The sequence below is a fragment of the Brachybacterium squillarum M-6-3 genome (genome assembly GCF_000225825.1).
Taxonomy (GTDB): domain Bacteria; phylum Actinomycetota; class Actinomycetes; order Actinomycetales; family Dermabacteraceae; genus Brachybacterium; species Brachybacterium squillarum.
The window spans coordinates 940,211-957,180 of record NZ_AGBX01000001.1 but is presented as its reverse complement, the minus strand read 5'-3'; the positions used below and the strand labels follow the sequence as shown (position 1 = coordinate 957,180).

Sequence of the window (16,970 nt, the reverse complement as noted above, 5' to 3'; positions counted from 1 at the left end):
TGCAGCCCGCCGCCACCGCGAGCAGCACGAGCAGGTCGTACCCGATGACCAGCGCCCAGATCGTGGCCGCCGGCGAAGACCCCGCCGACCCCGCTCGGCTCAATGCGTGCGGGAGGACTCCACCGAGGTCCTGTCCCTGCGGTCCGGGCGCGCCTAGGATCCGACACACAGGGATGACGCGGGCATCGCCGACGTCGCACGGGAGCGGCGCCGGGGCCTCGAGGGGGTGACGGACATGGCACGCGCGATCGGGGCGATCGACGACCACCCCTTCATGTCCACCGTGCTGGCGGAGGTGGTGGCCGCGGTGCCGGGCGCCCGCTTCCAAGGCCTGGTCGCGTCGGTCGCGGAGCTGCTGGCCCAGGACGAGCGGCCCGAGGTCGCGATCCTGGACCTGCGCCTGCAGGTCGGCTCCTCGCCCGAGGAGAACCTGCAGGCCCTGGCCGCGGCGGGCATCGCCACCGTCGTCTACACCTCTGGGGAGAGCCGGTACCTGCTGCAGTCCGCGGTGCGCGGCGGCGCGGAGGCCGTGGTGCGCAAGTCGGCGCCGACCCGCGACCTGGTGGAGGCGCTGCGGGCGGTGCTGGAGGGCCGCGCGCAGCTCTCCGCGGAGGTCGCCGCCTCGATCGACACCGACGAGCGGATCGGCGACGCCGGGCTCAGCCCGCGGGAGCGGGAGGTGCTGGCGCTGTACGCCGACGGGCACACCACCGTCTCGGTGGCCCACCGCCTCGGCATCTCGGTGCACACGGTGGACAAGTACGTGAAGGAGATCCGCTCGAAGTACACCCGGGTGGGGAGGGACAGCGGCACCAAGGTCGACCTGTACAAACGGGCCCTGGAAGACGGCGTGCTCGGCGAGCCCGGTCTGCCGTGACCCGTTCCGGCGGCCGGGCGGATCCCCGACGCGACCTCGACCCCGGGCCGCTGGCTCCCACCGCGACCCGCGCCCTGTCCGTCGCCTACGCCGTGGGCGGGCTCGGCGTCGCCTCGATCTACGTGCCGCTGATCCCGGGCCAGCTCCCCTACTTCCACCTCCCCTGGACGATGGCGGCGCTGGCCGTCACCTATCTGCTCCCGCTCGGGGTGCTCCTGGCCGCCCCGGTGGCGCCAGTGGGCGCGCTGCGGCGCGTCCTGGCCGTCGCCGGGGTGCTTGGCACGCTCACGCTGTGGACGCTGCCGCTGGGACTGCGCACCCCGCTGGTCTCCCTGGACCCGCCGTGGGTGATCCTCGCGGTCACCTCCTCCGCGGTGGCGATGGCGATCGCCGGGCACGGGCGCACCGCCTGGGCGCTGTCGGTGCTGAACGGCCTGGCCATCACCCTGGACCGGGTGCTGGCGGGCCCGCCGGGACTCGGGCCCACGGCGCTGCGCGACGGCGCCTGGAGCGTGGTGCTGTCCTCCGTGATCGTGGGCCTGGTGATGCTGACGCAGCAGGCGATCCGCACGGTGGACGCGGCCACCGCCACGGCCCGCGCCGAGCTGCGGGAGGCGGCGCACCGGCAGGTGGCCCGCGACGACCGGCGCTGGTCGCGCCAGTTCCTGCACGACGAGGTGCTCAGCGTGCTGAACCTCGCCGACCGGGAGGACCCGGCGCTGCGCGACGTCGCCCGCCGTCGCGCCCGCTCCGCGCTGATCACCCTGAACCTGGCCTCCCCGGCGTCCCCGCCGACCACGGGGGACGGCCCGGGGGTGCCCGCGCGGGAGCTGCTGGCGCGGGTGCGGGAGACGGTGGCCGACATCGATCCCGGGACGACGATGGAGGCCGAGCTGCACGACCATCTCGTCGTCCCCGCGGCGGTGCGCACCGCCGTGCTGGCCGCCCTCGGCGAGGCCCTGCGCAACAGCCTGCGCCACGCCGGTCCTGGCACGAGCCGTCGGCTGCGGGTCCGGGCGGACCGCGACGAGCTGCGTCTGGCGCTGGAGGACGACGGCCGCGGCTTCGACCCCGCGCGGGTCGGCGCGGACCGCCTCGGCATGGCCGAGAGCGTGCTGGCGGGGATGCGGCGCCTGCCCGGCGGGGGCGCGGAGGTGCGCTCCGCGCCGGACCGCGGCACGACGGTCACCCTCACCTGGACGCCGGAGGGCTGAGCCGACGATGCGCCCCCTGGCCTCCTTCCGTCGCCTGCCCGCGGCATGGCTCCTGGCCGCGCTGTTCGTGCTGGGCAACGCCGTGCTCGGCCTGCCGGGGCCGCCCGGCCTCGGGCCCGTGCCCGCCGTGCTGGGTCTGGGCTGCCTCGGCGGCGCGCTCCTCCTGCTGCTCCTGGATGCGCGGCCCCGCTGCTCGGCGCCCCGCACCCTCGCGGTGCTGGCCCTGGTCTTGGCGATGATCCTGGTCGTCTCCGCGCCGTTGCCCCTGGACCCGCCGATGGGGTACGCGACCTGGCACCTCGGGGCGGTGACGATGGTGCTGATCGGGCTGACGGTGCGCGGACGCGTGGGCGCCGCCTGGATCGGCATGGCTCTGATGCTGGTCATGACGATGCTGTGGGCCTGGCGCGACGGGGCCGGCGCGGGGGTCGCTCTCGCCCTGTCGGTCACCCATGTGGGGCTGCTCGCCGCGGCGTCGGTGGTCGCGATCGTGCTGGGGCTGCTGGGGGCGCGGACCGACCGGGTCCGCGAGGCCGCCCGGCGTCGCGAGGTGGCCGCGAGCGCCGCCACGGAGGCGGACCGGGCCGAGCTGCGGGTCGCGGAGGACGTGCTGGCCCGGGTGGTGCCGGTGCTCGGGACCATCGCCGCGTCGGGGCCGCTCGGGGCCGAGCAGCGGCGGGAGGCGCGCGTGCTGGAGGCGACCCTGCGCGACGGCATCCGGGTGCCGGCCCTGGCGCGGTGCCCCGCGCTGGCCGACGCCGCGGAGGAGGCGCGACGCGCGGGGCGGGAGGTGCTGCTGCTGGACGACACCCCGGAGTCCGCGGCGGCCGCCGAGGCCCGGGTCTCGCTCGCCGAACGGCTCGCCCCGGTGCTCCGCACGACCGCGGACGACCGGATCACCGTGCGCTTCTCCGGGCGGGCGGGGGCCTTTCGGATGACCCTGGTCTCGGCCTCGCAGGACGTCACCCTGCACCACGGCTGACCCTGCACCGCGCCCGGCGCGGCCGGGGCGGCCGGGGAAAAGGGGGTACGGAAACTCGGGAGTACCGGGCGCGGGGGTCCGACACTACGGTCGGAAGCCACAGGCCGTCCCGTGCCCGTCCGGCGTCCCGCGCCGCGTCCGGGAGCCCGTGGGGGCGGCGCGCCGTCCCGGCCTCCGTCGCCCACGTCCTCCCGGGAGCTCCGATGCCCACCCCCGCCCCGTCACCGATCGGCGCCGCACCCTCCGCGCCGACCCGCGCGCTGTCCCCGCGCCGTCGACGCTTCGAGGAGGCGCGCCGCCGCGGGCGCGAGGGGGTCGTCGCCGCCGTGGACGCGGCCCGCGTGGAGCGCGGGCTGTCCTACCGTCGGCTGGAGCGGCTGGTCGACATCCGCGTGCCGACCCTGCAGGGCTGGCTGAGCTCCCAGTACGTGCCGCAGGTGGGGATGCGCCGCGAGTTCGGACGCCTGGTGCAGGCGCTCGAGCTGGCCGATGAGCCCGGCACCCCCGGCGGCGTCGGGGAGCAGCACTGGTGGCAGGCCTTCCGGGCCGAGACCGCCCCGGCGGCGCCGCGCCCGCGGGAGCACGGCGCCGGCGGTCACCTGCGCCCGGTGGTGCGGCTGGACCGCGCCGAGAGCGCCCGGCTGCTGGCCTGGCAGCGCCGCGAGATCGCCGACCCGGGCGAGCGGCTGCGGTCGCTGCTGGACCGGGACTCCCCCGCGATGGTCCTGCTGACCACGTGCGACTGCCGAGGTGCCGCAGGCAACGGCGTGGGATCGGAGATTTAAAACGGCGACGTCACGGTCGTTCGTCGTATCCCTCGGGGAGACTGGGCATTCCCATCCTCGACGGCGAGACGAGACGACATGGCACGATCGACCGTACCGATCACGGGCAGCCCGGGCTACCTCTCCGACGCGGCGCGCGCGCTGTGGGCGAAGTCGGGCGACGACCGCGCCCGAGAGACCGGGGACGAACCCTGGCTCGCCCTGCCGCAGCACATGCAAGACACCGCAGAGGTCGCTGGGCAGTTGTGGGACTCCTGGGTTCCCCGGTCGGTCCGGGAGACGCTCTCGCGCGGCACGGGCCTGGCCGAGCAGGAACTTCGTGTGCTGGTCACGTGGCTGGCGGCCGCGCACGACCTCGGGAAGGCGACCGTCACGTTCCAGACGCAGCTCGAGGCACGCGCGGGCTTCGAGCAGTTCACCGATCGGCTGCGCCGCGCAGGACTCCCCACCTCGCCGACGGTGCAGGAGAGGCTCCTGGAGCGCCTCCCCCACGGGCTCGCCTCGCAGGTGATCGCGTGCCACTGGTTGCGCGCCCAGAAAGTCCGCCCGGGGACGGCGCAGGCTCTGGCGGGGGTTCTCGACGCCCATCACGGGTCACCGTCCCGCCCGGCTTTCCGTGGCCCGGCGCAGACGGCGATCGCGCAGGATGCCGAGCCGTGGCGGCAGGTCCGCGAGGAGCTGCTGGGCTACGCCGCCGCGCTCAGCGGGATCGAGGCGGTGCTGCCCCGGCTCGGGCCCCGTCTGGTCGCCTCGGACCAGACGCTGCTGACCGGGCTGGTGATCATGGCGGACTGGATCGCCTCGAACGCCGAGGCGTTCCCGCTCACCGGCTCCGGCACGGCATCGGCGCAGGCGGACTGCCGTTCACAGGTGGGCATGGCGGCCGTCGCCCTGACCGCGCCCTGGCTTCCTGCCCCGCCGCCGCAGGGCGCCGACGCCTTGGATTCCCATCTGCGACACCGCTTCACCTGGCCCGCCGAGCATCGGGCCCGGCCGGTCCAGCGGGTGGTGGCACAGGCCTGCTCCGATCTCGACGGCCCTGGCCTGATGGTCGTGGAGGCTCCGACCGGGGAGGGCAAGACCGAGGCGGCGCTCACCGCGGCGGAGATTCTGGGGGCGGCAACGGGCAGTGGAGGGGTGCTGGTGGCCGCGCCGACCATGGCGACCGCAGACGGGCTGTTCACCCGTGTCCTCAACTGGATGCGGCAGGCCGGGGACGCCCAGGTCACCTCCATGTTCCTCGCCCATTCGAAGAACCGGCTGAACGAGGACTTCGAGCACCTTCGCTTCCGGGGCGTCGGCTCCGTCGCCGACGACGAGCGGGGCGCCGAGCTGTCCACCGGAGGTGAGGTCGTCGCGTCGCAGTGGCTGTCCGGGCGGAAGAAGGGTGTGCTGGCCACCGTCTGCGTGGCAACCGTCGATCAGGTGCTGTTCATGGCGCTGCAGGCCCGCCACTCGATGTTGCGGCACCTAGGGCTCGCGGGCAAAGTCGTGATCATCGACGAGGTGCACGCGTACGACGCCTACATGTCTGAGTACCTGGCCACGGCTCTCGCCTGGCTGGCAAGGTATCGGGTGCCGGTGGTGCTGCTCTCGGCGACGCTCCCGCAGGGCACTAAGCACGAGCTGGTCCAGGCCTATCGGCAGGAACTGCAGGACGGTGACCTCCCCGCACTGTCCACTGCGTATCCGCTCGTTACGGCCGTCGGCACCAACGGAGTCTCCGAGTACCCCGTCGACCTGCGGGAGACCGACCTGCACGCGCGCGTGGAGGTCATGCCCGACAGCACCGCAGCCCTTGTTGACCGGCTCCGGGAGGAGACCGCGGCCGGCGGCTGCGTGTTGGTCATCTGCAACACGGTGCGCCGGGCACAGGAGGCCTACCTCGGACTGCGCGAGGCCTTCCCGAGTGCCGTGGAGCTGCACCATGCGTCATTCCTGGCCTCCACGCGGGTAACGAAGGAATCCGCCCTCCGTAGCGCGCTCGGGCCCGATGCCCACCGCGGCTTTGGGCGTCCCGACCTCCGGGTCGTCGTCGCCACCCAGGTGGCCGAGCAGAGCCTCGACATCGACGTCGACCTGCTGGTCACCGATCTGGCCCCGATCGACCTGGTGATCCAGCGGATCGGTCGCCTGCATCGGCACCCACGCCCACGAGAGGACCGTCCCGAGGGTCTCCGGGAGCCCCAGGTGCTGCTGCGTGCGGTACTGCGAGAGGACCCTCCCGAGTTCGACGTCGGGGCTACCGCGGTGTACGAACCGGCGATTCTGCTCGCCACTCTCGCCGTCCTCCGCGAGGGCCCGCTGCACTGCGGACTCCGGCGGCCGGACGACATCGCCCCGCTGGTCCACCGCGTCTACGGCGACGATCCCCCGATCCCCGGGACCTGGGAGGACGCCTGGCAGCGCGCCCAGCAGGAGCGGGCCGCAGCACAGGACCGGGCTCGACGCCGCGCCGCGACGTACCGGATCCCCGCCCCGGCGAGGAGCTCCACGCTCGACGCCCTGTTCACTGTCCAGACTTCCGACGTGGACACCCTGCCCGGGGAGGCGCAGGGCCTGGCTCAGGTGCGCGACAGCGACCCGACCGTCGAGGTGATCCCTATCCGGCTCGGGGAGAACGGGGGCTATCGGCCGCTGACCGAAGGTGCTGCCGACGTCGAGTGGAGCCCGGATGCGGCACCGCCCCGGGAGACCGCACGGGAGCTGGCCGCAGCAACTGTGCGCCTGCCCGCGTTCCTGACGCGCTTCGAGAGCCGACTGGACCAGGTACTCGACGAGCTAGAGCGGGCCACCCCCCTCGGTTGGCAGGACTCCGGTCTGCTCCGGGGACAGCTGGCTCTGCCTCTCGACACCGAGGGGACCTGCATCGTGGCCGGTCGAACGCTCCGTTACGACGACGAGTTGGGCCTGCGGGACGTGACCGCCTGACCAACAGAGACACGCCGCCCGGACTCGGATCATGGCCGACACGCCGTCGCATGCTCTCGTCTGTCTGACCCTTTCCCTACTGTCGCCCCATCGTCTAGCGTCGCCGGAACATCTCATCGAGGAGACCCATGACCACAGTGCCCACGTTCTCCCTCCTCACGGAGCCATGGATCGCCGTGCGCCTCACCGACGGCAGCGAGGCGCAGCTCTCGCTGCAGCAGGTGTTCGACGGAAGCACCGCGGTCCTGGACATCCGCGGTGACTCCCCCACGCAGGACTACGCGGTGCTGCGCGTGCTGCTGGCGGTGTTCTGGCGCGCCCATGGCCCCGCCCTCGACGTACGCGCCGGGGAGACCGCCGATCCGGACGCGTGGCGCGAGGACGTCTGGTACGCCGCCCTGGACGGCGCCCCGGACACCGCGGTGCTGGCGTACCTGGAGCGTCGCCGGGACCGCTTCGATCTGCTGCACCCGACCACCCCTTTCATGCAGGTGGCCGACCTGGACACCACGAAGGGCACGCGTCAGGAGGTGCAGCGGATCATCCCCGAGGCGGAAAGCGACTATTTCACCCTTCGCGCCGGCGCGGGACTGCTCGAGCTCTCCTACGCCGAGGCGGCCCGCTGGCTCATCCACACCCAGGCCTTCGACTACTCGGGCATCAAATCCGGGGCCATCGGCGACCCGAGGGTCAAGGGAGGCAAGGGCTACCCGATCGGACAGGGATGGACCGGGCTCACCGGCGGCACCACCGTGATCGGTCCCGACCTGCGGCGCACCCTGGTGCTGAACACCACCGAACGCACCCTCGGCGGAGGCCCCGCAGACCGGCCCGTGTGGGAGCGCGAGCCGGACACGGCGGCCGAGCGGCCCGTTCCCGTCCCCGGAGGCGCGGCAGATCTCGCCACCTGGCAGTCGCGGCGGATCCGCCTGTTCCCTGAGGCCGGCCGTATCACGTCGGTCCTGGTCAGCAATGGGGACCGGATTCCCGAAGCCGGAGCGAACGTCTTCGGGGACCCCATGACCCCGTACCGCTACAGCTCCAACAAGTCCACGAAGACCTCCGACGTGTACTACCCCCGCCCCTACGACACCTCCCGGATGATGTGGAAGTCCCTCGAGCCGTTGATCTCTCTGCAGGGCGACCCGAGCTCGGACAAGGGAGGCTTCCGCGGTCGACGGCCGGAGACGCTGGACGCACTCGCCACGCTCGGCGCGAGCGGTGCCGCGAATCTCGAGGGGCTCCCGGGGCTCCTCGACATCCGTCTCACCTCCGCGTCCTACGGCCCCCAGGCTTCGTCGGCGGCGACGACAGTCGACGCCCGGATCGGTGTCCCCCTCGCCCTGCTGGACACTCGGGACGACGGCGCGCGGCAGTTGGTCATCTCCTGCGCCCGGCAGACGCTCGACGCGGCGATCAACCTCGGATCCTTCGCCGGACAACTGCTGGTCGCCGCGGGAGGCGAGTACGCATTCCGCGCGGAGCCCACGGACACCCTGCTTGCCGACCTGGAACCGGACTTCCAGGCATGGCTGCGGAGCCTGCCCGAGAGCGCACTGGATACGCGGGCTTGCGCCTGGCAGCAGCACGTCCTCGAGCAGATCCTCGACCGCGCACAGGTGCTCCTGCGAGGAGCGGGGCCGAAGGCGCTCATCGGCCGTGAGGTCACCCGCAACGAACGGACCACGCTCGTAACGGCGGGGACCGTCTACAACCAGCTGCGCCGAGCCCTGCGGGCGTCCCTACCGCTGCTGGCCGGTACAGAGCCTTCCGGGGTCAGGTCGCCGGGTACGACCGCCACCGGAACGCCCCTGCCCACCCTCGACACCGCTTCCGCCCCCGAACCCGCCAGGAGCTGACCCGATGACCGATACCCACACGCCGCCCATCCCGGCGGAGGCCACGCCGACCGAGGCGCAAGCCACCGAGACCCCAGGACAGCAGCCCGAGCCCGAGGGATCCCCGATGCGTCATGCGCCGCTCGACGTCGCCGTAGGTTCTTCGGCCTCGGGGCTGCAGTCCGCGTACCTCGGGCATCGTGGCGAGCGCGCCCAGTCGCAGGCCCGAGGTCGTCTGGCCATACTCCGACGCAGCGCCGGTGCGACCCCGGAGCGCCACCCGTTGACCCTGCAGGACGTCCTGGACTCCCTCTCACCAGCCCTCGATCCGCAGCTTCTCGGCCGCGGGGACGCCGCCTCCCCGTCCGAACGCGCCGCGTACCACGCCATGACCTTGTTCGCCCTTCACATGCAGTCTGCGACCGTACCCGCGCACGTGACAGGGCGCAGCTTCGGCCAAGCCGTCGGAATACTGCGAGCACGCTCCGGCAGCGGATCCTTGAAGCCCCGCTTCGATGCCATGCTGGCCGCCCGCGACGAACGGTCACGTCTCCAGCACGCCCGCACTCTGATCACCCTGCTGCGGGGGGAGTCCATCGGCCTGGACTACGGGCGCTTCGCCCGAGACCTGCGCACCCTCTCGGGCAGCCGCCGGTCGGGCGTGCTGCTGCGGTGGAGTAGGGACGTCGCCACCGCCTCGTACCCGGAACCGGCCGCAGCGGCGGCACCGGACTCGACGGCAAGACCGCCCCGGGCCGCCGTCGCCGTCCCCCCTCAATAACCTGCCCGCGCCGTCCACCAGCCTCCGCTGATCATTTTCTCGAAAGGTCCTCCATGTCCCTCGTGCTCGACATCCACGCCCTGCAGTCCCTGCCGCCCAGCAACATCAACCGTGATGACACCGGCGCACCCAAGAGCGCCGTGTTCGGCGGTGTACCTCGGCATCGCGTCTCCTCGCAGTCCTGGAAGCGGGCCATCCGCAAGGACTTCGAGGACACCCTCGGCGCCGGAGCCATCGGCTACCGCAGCAAGCGGGTGGCGGACCTCGTCACGGATCGTGTCCTCGCCCTCGCGGAGGAGGCCGGCGAGGACTGGGACCGCCCACGGGCAGAGCAGGCCAGCAGGAACCTGTTCGCCGGAGCCGGTATCAAGCTCACCGACCCGAAGGCACCCGCGGAGGCAGGGCAGGACGGCGCCGAGGAGGAACTGCAGGTGCGCGGACCAGAAACCGGGTACCTGCTGTTCCTCAGCCCCCGCCAGATCGACTCCGCGGCCCGACACCTCCTCGAGACGGACGGCGCGAAGCCCACCAAGAAGGTCGCTGCGTCCCTGCTGGACGACGGCCACAGCATCGATATCGCGATGTTCGGGCGGATGGTCGCCGACGCCTCCGACTTCAACGTCGACGCCGCCGTGCAAGTCGCCCACGCGATCGGCGTCCACGAGTCCGAGCCGGAGTTCGACTACTACACCGCGGTCGACGACATCGTCGAGGACCGCGAGGAGACTGGCGCTGGGATGATCGGGACGATGCAGATGATGTCGTCGACCCTGTACCGTTTCGCGACTGTCGACCTCACCTCGCTGGTTCGGAACCTGGGTGATGAGCAGGCGGCCGTCGAGGCGACCCTCGCCTTCGTGCGCTCGTTCATCGCCTCCCTGCCCACCGGGAAGCAGAACAGCTACGCGCACAACACAGTGCCCGAGCTCGTCTACATCGCGGTCCGGGACACCCGGTCGCTGTCCCTGGTCAACGCCTTCGAGGACCCGGTACGCACCGGGGACGGCGCGAGCCGTCGCCAGGAGGCCGCGCGTCGGCTCGCCGAGGAGGCCGAGCAGTTGGAGAGCCAGTACGGCTTCGTCCCCCGGGCAGGGTTCGTGGTCGGGCTGGGTGAGCTCCCGGTGCCGTTCGCGCCGATCGCCCAGCGGGTCACTCTGCCCGAGCTGGACCAGCAGGTCCGGGCCGCACTCGATGCCGAGGCGACGGCGTGAGCAGCAGTCTCCTGCTCCTGCTGCGCGGTCCCCTGCAGTCCTGGGGCGATGCCAGCCGTTTCCTGGACCGCGCCACCGCCGCGCAGCCCACGAAGTCCGGGGTGCTCGGCCTGGTGGCGGCCGCCCAGGGGCGCCGCCGCACGGATCCGCTCGAAGACCTCGCCGCACTGAGCTTCGCCGTCAGGGTGGATCAGCCCGGTGCCCTGACACGGGACTACCAAACCGCGGAACGCTGGCAGACCGGCGGGGGGACGTCGCTGGTGAGTCGGTACTACCTGTCCGACGCGGTGTTCCTCGCCGCCATCGGTGCTCAGGACCGCGCCCTGGTCGAGGGGATCCGGGAAGCGCTGCGCTCCCCGCGGTTCCCCCTGTACCTGGGCAGGCGATCCTGCCCGGCGAATCCGGACCTGGTGGGGGATGCGGCATCGAGCATCGTGGACCTGTCTCCCGTGGAGGCCCTGCGTGGCGCGCCCTGGCGGGCCTCCCGCGCTCACCGCCGCACGCGGCCCCGGGAGGTACGGCTGCCGATCTTCCGCGACGGTGAGCCCGGGGAGCGGGGCGAGTCCCGTCAGGATGTCCCGATCTCCTTCGACCAGGAGCACCGTCGGTACGGGTGGCGCACCGTCGTCGCCGACGAGGAGGGGGCGCTGGTGGAGAACCCGGAGGGAAGCACCGCCACCGACCCCTTCTTCGAGGAGGTGGTCTCGGCGTGATCACCTTCTCCTCGATCCCCGTGAATCCCCACAAGCGCGGTGGGCGCCGTCTGCTGTCGAATCCGCAGGCGATGCATGCGGCCGTGCGTGCCTGCTTCCCTCCGGATCTGGCCGAGCACGACGCGCGCGTGCTGTGGCGCGTGGACCGCTTCGGGGAGGCCTTCACGCTGTACATCGTGGGCCCGGAGGCCCCGGACCTCGACGTCGTCGGTGACCAGGCCGGATGGCCGAGTCGTCCGGGGCGGACCGCTGACTACGGCCCGTTGCTGGACAGCCTGCGACCGGGCCTGGAACGGTCGTTCCGGCTCACGGCGAACCCCGTGCGGAGTCTCCCCGCGGCCGGGGGTCGCCGAGGAAAGGTCGTCCCCCATGTCACGGTGGCGCAGCAGCAGGAGTGGCTGATGGACAAGGCGGTGTCCTGCGGATTCGAGCTGAGGACCATGCCCCCGAGCGGCGACGACGGCTCCGGGGCCGAGCTGCCCGACCTGGCCGTGACCCGTCGGGAGGACCTCTCCTTCTCCCGACGTACGGAGCGGGGCCGCGGTTCCGGGACGGTCACCCTGCGCACCGCGACCTTCGAGGGTTCCCTGCGCGTCACCGACGTCGACGCGCTACGTCGCGCGCTCACCCAGGGGATCGGCAGGGCCCGCGCCTACGGATGCGGTCTGCTCACCCTCGCTCGGGCCACGAGCTGACATGGCGCGCCCGACGGGAGCCCCACCCCCGGAGCGACGGGAGCTGACACGGGCCGTTGATCGGATCAGCTTCCTGTATGCGGAGCACTGCGTGGTGCATCGCGCCGCGAACGCCGTGACGCTGACGGATCAGCGGGGCGTCGTCCATGTCCCGGCTGCCGCGCTCGGCGTGCTGATGCTCGGGCCCGGCACACGCATCACCCATGGGGCGATGTCGGTGATCGGCGGCTGCGGGGTCTCCGTCGCCTGGGTGGGGGAGATCGGCGTGCGCTACTACGCGCACGGTCGACCGTTGGCGAAGTCCTCCCGCATGGCGGAGGCACAGGCGGCGATCGTCTCCCACCAGCGCCGCCGCCTCGACTGCGCGCGCCGCATGTACGAGATGCGCTTCCCCGGGGAGGACTTCGCCACGCTGTCGATGGCGCAGCTGCGCGGACGCGAGGGTGCCCGGATGAAGCGTGTGTACGCAGCCGAGTCCGAGCGCACAGGGGTGCGCTGGTCGCGACGTTCCTACTCCCCGGACGACTTCGAGGCGGGGGACGACGTGAATCGCACCCTGACCGCGGCCAACGCTGCGTTGTACGGAGTGGTCCACGCCGTGATCTGCAGTCTGGGCGCCGTCCCGGCCCTCGGCGTGGTCCACTCCGGCACGGATCGGGCGTTCGTCTACGACATCGCGGATCTGTACAAGGCGGAGGTCTCCATCCCTGCCACCTTCGACACGCTCGCCGCAGCCTCGGAGGACCCGGTGCGCGAGGTTCGGCGGGCCGTGAGGGACCGCATCGTCGAGACGAAGCTGCTGCGCCGGGTCGTCGCCGACGTGCACACGCTGCTCGGCGTGGTCGACGATCTCGATGCGGAGATCGGCGATCTCCTGCTCTGGAGTGACCTGCAGGCGGTGCCCTCGGGGGCGAACTGGGACGAGGAGCAGTTCCTGGCATGATGACCCTGGTCCTGACCGCCTGCCCGGCAGGTCTGCGCGGAGACCTCACGAAGTGGCTGATGGAGATCAGTCCCGGTGTCTTCGTGGGCAGGCCCTCCGCCCGGGTCCGGGACGACCTCTGGGCGCGGACTGTCGAGCTGTGCAAGGACGGCAGGGCCCTGCTCGTGTACTCCGCGGACAACGAGCAGGGGCTCGTCTATCGCGTCCACCGCCACGAATGGGAACCCGTGGACTCCGATGGCGTGACGCTTATGCTTCGACCCTCGGAAGCCCCTCCCCCGCAGCGCCGCACAGGGTGGAGCAATGCCCGAGCCATGCAGAGGTCCCGTCGCCGTCGTTGAAAATTCCGGTGCTGCTCCCAGCACACGGTGACTCATGAGAGCATCACCAAACCTGCATCCAAACTGGCAGAGCTCGCTCCGAATGCCCTGCTCAGCAAGGGTGCTCCCCGCGCAGCGGGGATGAGCCGTGGCGGCGCGCGCTCGCCGTGGCCGGCGTCCTGTGCTCCCCGCGCAGCGGGGATGAGCCCCTGGAGGACGACTCCGACTACGACTCGGACGGGTGCTCCCCGCGCAGCGGGGATGAGCCGATGCGGGCCATGTGCTCCGGGGGCCATGCGTCGTGCTCCCCGCGCAGCGGGGATGAGCCCGCGGGCACCTCGGAGACGCGCGACGTCCGCGCGTGCTCCCCGCGCAGCGGGGATGAGCCCCGTGCTCGCACTCAACGACACCACCGACCGTCGTGCTCCCCGCGCAGCGGGGATGAGCCCGAAGAAGCGCCCCCGCCATGCCGGGCGGGGGCGTGCTCCCCGCGCAGCGGGGATGAGCCCCGGTCCTTGTTCCGGCCGATCTGAGCGGCCCGGTGCTCCCCGCGCAGCGGGGATGAGCCCACGACGCCGCCGTACTCCTCGCGGTTGATCGGGTGCTCCCCGCGCAGCGGGGATGAGCCCGACACGACGACGCGATGGTCGCCGGCTTCGTTGTGCTCCCCGCGCAGCGGGGATGAGCCGGGCCGCCAGTTCAGGAGGGCGGTCGGGTTCGCGTGCTCCCCGCGCAGCGGGGATGAGCCCTTCCCCGCCTCGATCCGGTTGGTGACGTACAGGTGCTCCCCGCGCAGCGGGGATGAGCCTCAGGAGTGGGCTCTCGCCTACGATGGCATGGTGTGCTCCCCGCGCAGCGGGGATGAGCCCGTGGTCTCGTAGTCCTCGCCCTCACCGAACAGGTGCTCCCCGCGCAGCGGGGATGAGCCCGACACGGACACCGGCAGGTCCACCGAGGCGCTGTGCTCCCCGCGCAGCGGGGATGAGCCCATCGGCAACGTGTGGTGGGGGCTCGGCCTGAAGTGCTCCCCGCGCAGCGGGGATGAGCCCCCAGCGGGCTTCTCCGCCGGGTACATGGACACGTGCTCCCCGCGCAGCGGGGATGAGCCCACGGTCATCACCCCCGAGGTCGGCCTGAAGTTGTGCTCCCCGCGCAGCGGGGATGAGCCGGCGAGCGCGGCGTTGGCCTCGACGGTGACCTTGTGCTCCCCGCGCAGCGGGGATGAGCCGTTCCTGGAGCGGGCCGTCGCGTCGGAGGTCGAGTGCTCCCCGCGCAGCGGGGATGAGCCCCCCGCGGAGGCGTACGCGAACGGGTGGATGGTGTGCTCCCCGCGCAGCGGGGATGAGCCCAGCCGGGACATCTGGTCGCCTGGGAGTACTGCGTGCTCCCCGCGCAGCGGGGATGAGCCCGAAGCGGCCGGTGATAATGCCGAAGCCGAGGTGTGCTCCCCGCGCAGCGGGGATGAGCCTGGGGCTACGCGATCCAGGACAACGCCGAATGGGTGCTCCCCGCGCAGCGGGGATGAGCCCGTGCCATCGGGGCCGCGCAGGTAGTCCACGGCGTGCTCCCCGCGCAGCGGGGATGAGCCCACCAAAAAGATATCCACCTCCACCCGTGCGGAGTGCTCCCCGCGCAGCGGGGAAGAGCCCCTGTCTGGGGCCTGCACCCCTGGATCGGGGGCGTGCTCCCCGCGCAGCGGGGATGAGCCTGATTGGTGGAGAATAGTTGATGCTTTGTCTAAGTGCTCCCCGCGCAGCGGGGATGAGCCCATTACGCCGTGAACAACGCATACCTGCCGGGCGTGCTCCCCGCGCAGCGGGGATGAGCCCCCGGCGTCCGTCGCGTTGTCCGGCGTCACGTCGTGCTCCCCGCGCAGCGGGGATGAGCCCACGTCCTGGGGCGTCGGCGTCTCGGATGTGGAGTGCTCCCCGCGCAGCGGGGATGAGCCGTACGGGTAGCGTGCCCCGCCGTCCCCGGTGGGGTGCTCCCCGCGCAGCGGGGATGAGCCCGTGCCATCGGGGCCGCGCAGGTAGTCCACGGCGTGCTCCCCGCGCAGCGGGGATGAGCCCTGTCGAGCGCCAGATACCCGGTGAGCGTCCCAGTGCTCCCCGCGCAGCGGGGATGAGCCCCAGGTCAGCACGGGCTGGATCACCCGCGTCTGGTGCTCCCCGCGCAGCGGGGATGAGCCGGGCCACGTATCCGCGCTCCGGTAGGAGTCACGGTGCTCCCCGCGCAGCGGGGATGAGCCCAGGCCGATGGCCTGGGCGATCGCGGCGAGGGTGTGCTCCCCGCGCAGCGGGGATGAGCCCGCGTCCAGGCGAAGAACGAGAAGCGGCCCCCGGTGCTCCCCGCGCAGCGGGGATGAGCCCATTGCGGCTGTTGGCTGCCTCTCCTGAGCCTTGTGCTCCCCGCGCAGCGGGGATGAGCCGACCTCGGAGGGCCGCCAGGCACGGTGCGGCCCGTGCTCCCCGCGCAGCGGGGATGAGCCGACTCACCCCGAGAACCCGAAGGAGAACTGACCGTGCTCCCCGCGCAGCGGGGATGAGCCGTCCCGCGGGCAGGCCACGGTGCTCGGCGTGCTGTGCTCCCCGCGCAGCGGGGATGAGCCGTCGCTGCGGCTGACCTCCGTGGGCCAGGCCCGGTGCTCCCCGCGCAGCGGGGATGAGCCCACGTCCCATCCGTTCTGCTCCGCGGCCGCGCGGTGATCCCCGCGCAGCGGGGATGAGCCTGGTGACACCCCCCTGCACCCGGGGTGGGGTGAGTGCTCCCCGCGCAGCGGGGATGAGCCCGCGCCCAAGTCGTACTCCCTCGCGGCGGTGCTGTGCTCCCCGCGCAGCGGGGATGAGCCGTATCGGCGCACCATAAACGGTCGATCGACGCAGTGCTCCCCGCGCAGCGGGGATGAGCCCACGGACCCGTCCTCGCCGTTTTCGTTCGACCGGTGCTCCCCGCGCAGCGGGGATGAGCCCCATGGGAAGAGTGCGCACTCGCGTGACCTCACGTGCTCCCCGCGCAGCGGGGATGAGCCGCCACGGCATCATCGGTGCCGTGAAGGTCACGTGTGCTCCCCGCGCAGCGGGGATGAGCCTTCACGGTCGTATCCCGGGCACCCTTAAACGTCGTGCTCCCCGCGCAGCGGGGATGAGCCCCATCCGGTACTAACGTCGGAAGGCTGGGTCCCGGTGCTCCCCGCGCAGCGGGGATGAGCCCGCGCAGAAGGTCGCGGTGAAGCTCGCCGCGGCGTGCTCCCCGCGCAGCGGGGATGAGCCGATGGTGCCCTCCTCGAGGGCGGCGCCTCCGCCTCGTGCTCCCCGCGCAGCGGGGATGAGCCCTCGGTGCTCCACGATTCGCCGGTGGCGGGGTCGTGCTCCCCGCGCAGCGGGGATGTGCCCCGCTCGGCGTCCGAGCGGGTGCCGTCCAGGCCGTGCTCCCCGCGCAGCGGGAATGAGCCCGACACGAAGGAGTCGGTGCTGTAGACGATCCAGTGTTCCCGCGCAACGGGGAAGAGCCGACCGCCGCCCAGAAGAAGGAAGCACGGCAGGGGTGCTCCCCGCGTAGCAGGGATGAGAGCCCCCGGCGATCAACAGCGTACGCTCGCCGTCCTCGTGGAAAAGGTGAAGGGCGAGGATGTCGTTGTGATCGATTGTCCACGTTGCGCGCTCCGAGCGACACCGGAGAGC

The 16,970-nt window shown here is 72.4% G+C and carries 12 protein-coding genes and 1 CRISPR repeat array; all 12 genes read left to right on the top strand.

Translation table 11 applies throughout. From position 1 onward, the window contains the following. Positions 1 to 235: 235 nt before the first annotated feature. The 12 genes from OM98_RS04235 (at position 236) to cas2e (ending at position 13,311) form a co-directional block, all read left to right on the top strand. Positions 236 to 877 (top strand): LuxR C-terminal-related transcriptional regulator, encoded by a 642-nt coding sequence (locus OM98_RS04235; RefSeq protein ID WP_010533339.1) that lies wholly within the window; start codon positions 236 to 238, stop codon positions 875 to 877. After that, the gene (locus tag OM98_RS04230) at positions 874 to 2,091 is read left to right on the top strand and encodes a sensor histidine kinase (RefSeq protein WP_010533338.1); all 1,218 of its coding nucleotides are present in this window, start codon (positions 874 to 876) and stop codon (positions 2,089 to 2,091) included. Before OM98_RS04235 ends, OM98_RS04230 begins: the two co-directional genes overlap by 4 nt. Before the next feature lie 7 nt (positions 2,092 to 2,098). Beyond that, complete coding sequence (locus tag OM98_RS04225) at positions 2,099 to 3,073, top strand: hypothetical protein (RefSeq protein ID WP_010533337.1); 975 nt, start codon at positions 2,099 to 2,101, stop codon at positions 3,071 to 3,073. Positions 3,074 to 3,276: 203 nt separating this feature from the next. Further along, entirely contained in the window at positions 3,277 to 3,858 is a 582-nt protein-coding gene (locus OM98_RS04220; RefSeq protein ID WP_010533336.1) for a hypothetical protein, read from the top strand. Between the two features lie 78 nt (positions 3,859 to 3,936). Next, positions 3,937 to 6,789, top strand: a complete 2,853-nt coding sequence (locus tag OM98_RS04215; protein ID WP_010533335.1) for a CRISPR-associated helicase/endonuclease Cas3 — start codon at positions 3,937 to 3,939, stop codon at positions 6,787 to 6,789. A 128-nt stretch (positions 6,790 to 6,917) separates the two neighbouring features. Continuing rightward, positions 6,918 to 8,648: a type I-E CRISPR-associated protein Cse1/CasA gene (gene casA / locus OM98_RS04210; RefSeq protein ID WP_010533334.1), complete on the top strand. Its 1,731-nt coding sequence runs from the start codon at positions 6,918 to 6,920 to the stop codon at positions 8,646 to 8,648. A 4-nt stretch (positions 8,649 to 8,652) separates the two neighbouring features. Continuing rightward, on the top strand, positions 8,653 to 9,408 hold the full coding sequence (casB, locus tag OM98_RS04205) for a type I-E CRISPR-associated protein Cse2/CasB (protein ID WP_010533333.1): 756 nt from the start codon (positions 8,653 to 8,655) through the stop codon (positions 9,406 to 9,408). Between the two features lie 53 nt (positions 9,409 to 9,461). Next, complete coding sequence (cas7e, locus tag OM98_RS04200) at positions 9,462 to 10,619, top strand: type I-E CRISPR-associated protein Cas7/Cse4/CasC (RefSeq protein ID WP_010533332.1); 1,158 nt, start codon at positions 9,462 to 9,464, stop codon at positions 10,617 to 10,619. After that, positions 10,616 to 11,332: a type I-E CRISPR-associated protein Cas5/CasD gene (cas5e, locus tag OM98_RS04195; RefSeq protein ID WP_010533331.1), complete on the top strand. Its 717-nt coding sequence runs from the start codon at positions 10,616 to 10,618 to the stop codon at positions 11,330 to 11,332. The genes cas7e and cas5e overlap by 4 nt, the downstream gene beginning before the upstream one ends. Continuing rightward, positions 11,329 to 12,027, top strand: coding sequence for a type I-E CRISPR-associated protein Cas6/Cse3/CasE (cas6e, locus tag OM98_RS04190; protein ID WP_010533330.1), 699 nt, complete (start codon positions 11,329 to 11,331; stop codon positions 12,025 to 12,027). The genes cas5e and cas6e overlap by 4 nt, the downstream gene beginning before the upstream one ends. Position 12,028: 1 nt before the next feature. After that, on the top strand, positions 12,029 to 12,970 hold the full coding sequence (cas1e, locus tag OM98_RS04185; protein ID WP_029362680.1) for a type I-E CRISPR-associated endonuclease Cas1e: 942 nt from the start codon (positions 12,029 to 12,031) through the stop codon (positions 12,968 to 12,970). Next, entirely contained in the window at positions 12,967 to 13,311 is a 345-nt protein-coding gene (cas2e, locus tag OM98_RS04180; RefSeq protein ID WP_010533328.1) for a type I-E CRISPR-associated endoribonuclease Cas2e, read from the top strand. The genes cas1e and cas2e overlap by 4 nt, the downstream gene beginning before the upstream one ends. A 100-nt stretch (positions 13,312 to 13,411) precedes the next feature. Then, a CRISPR array of direct repeats spans positions 13,412 to 16,741; the repeat unit is 27 nt; unit sequence GTGCTCCCCGCGCAGCGGGGATGAGCC. Between the last annotated feature and the right edge of the window lie 229 nt (positions 16,742 to 16,970).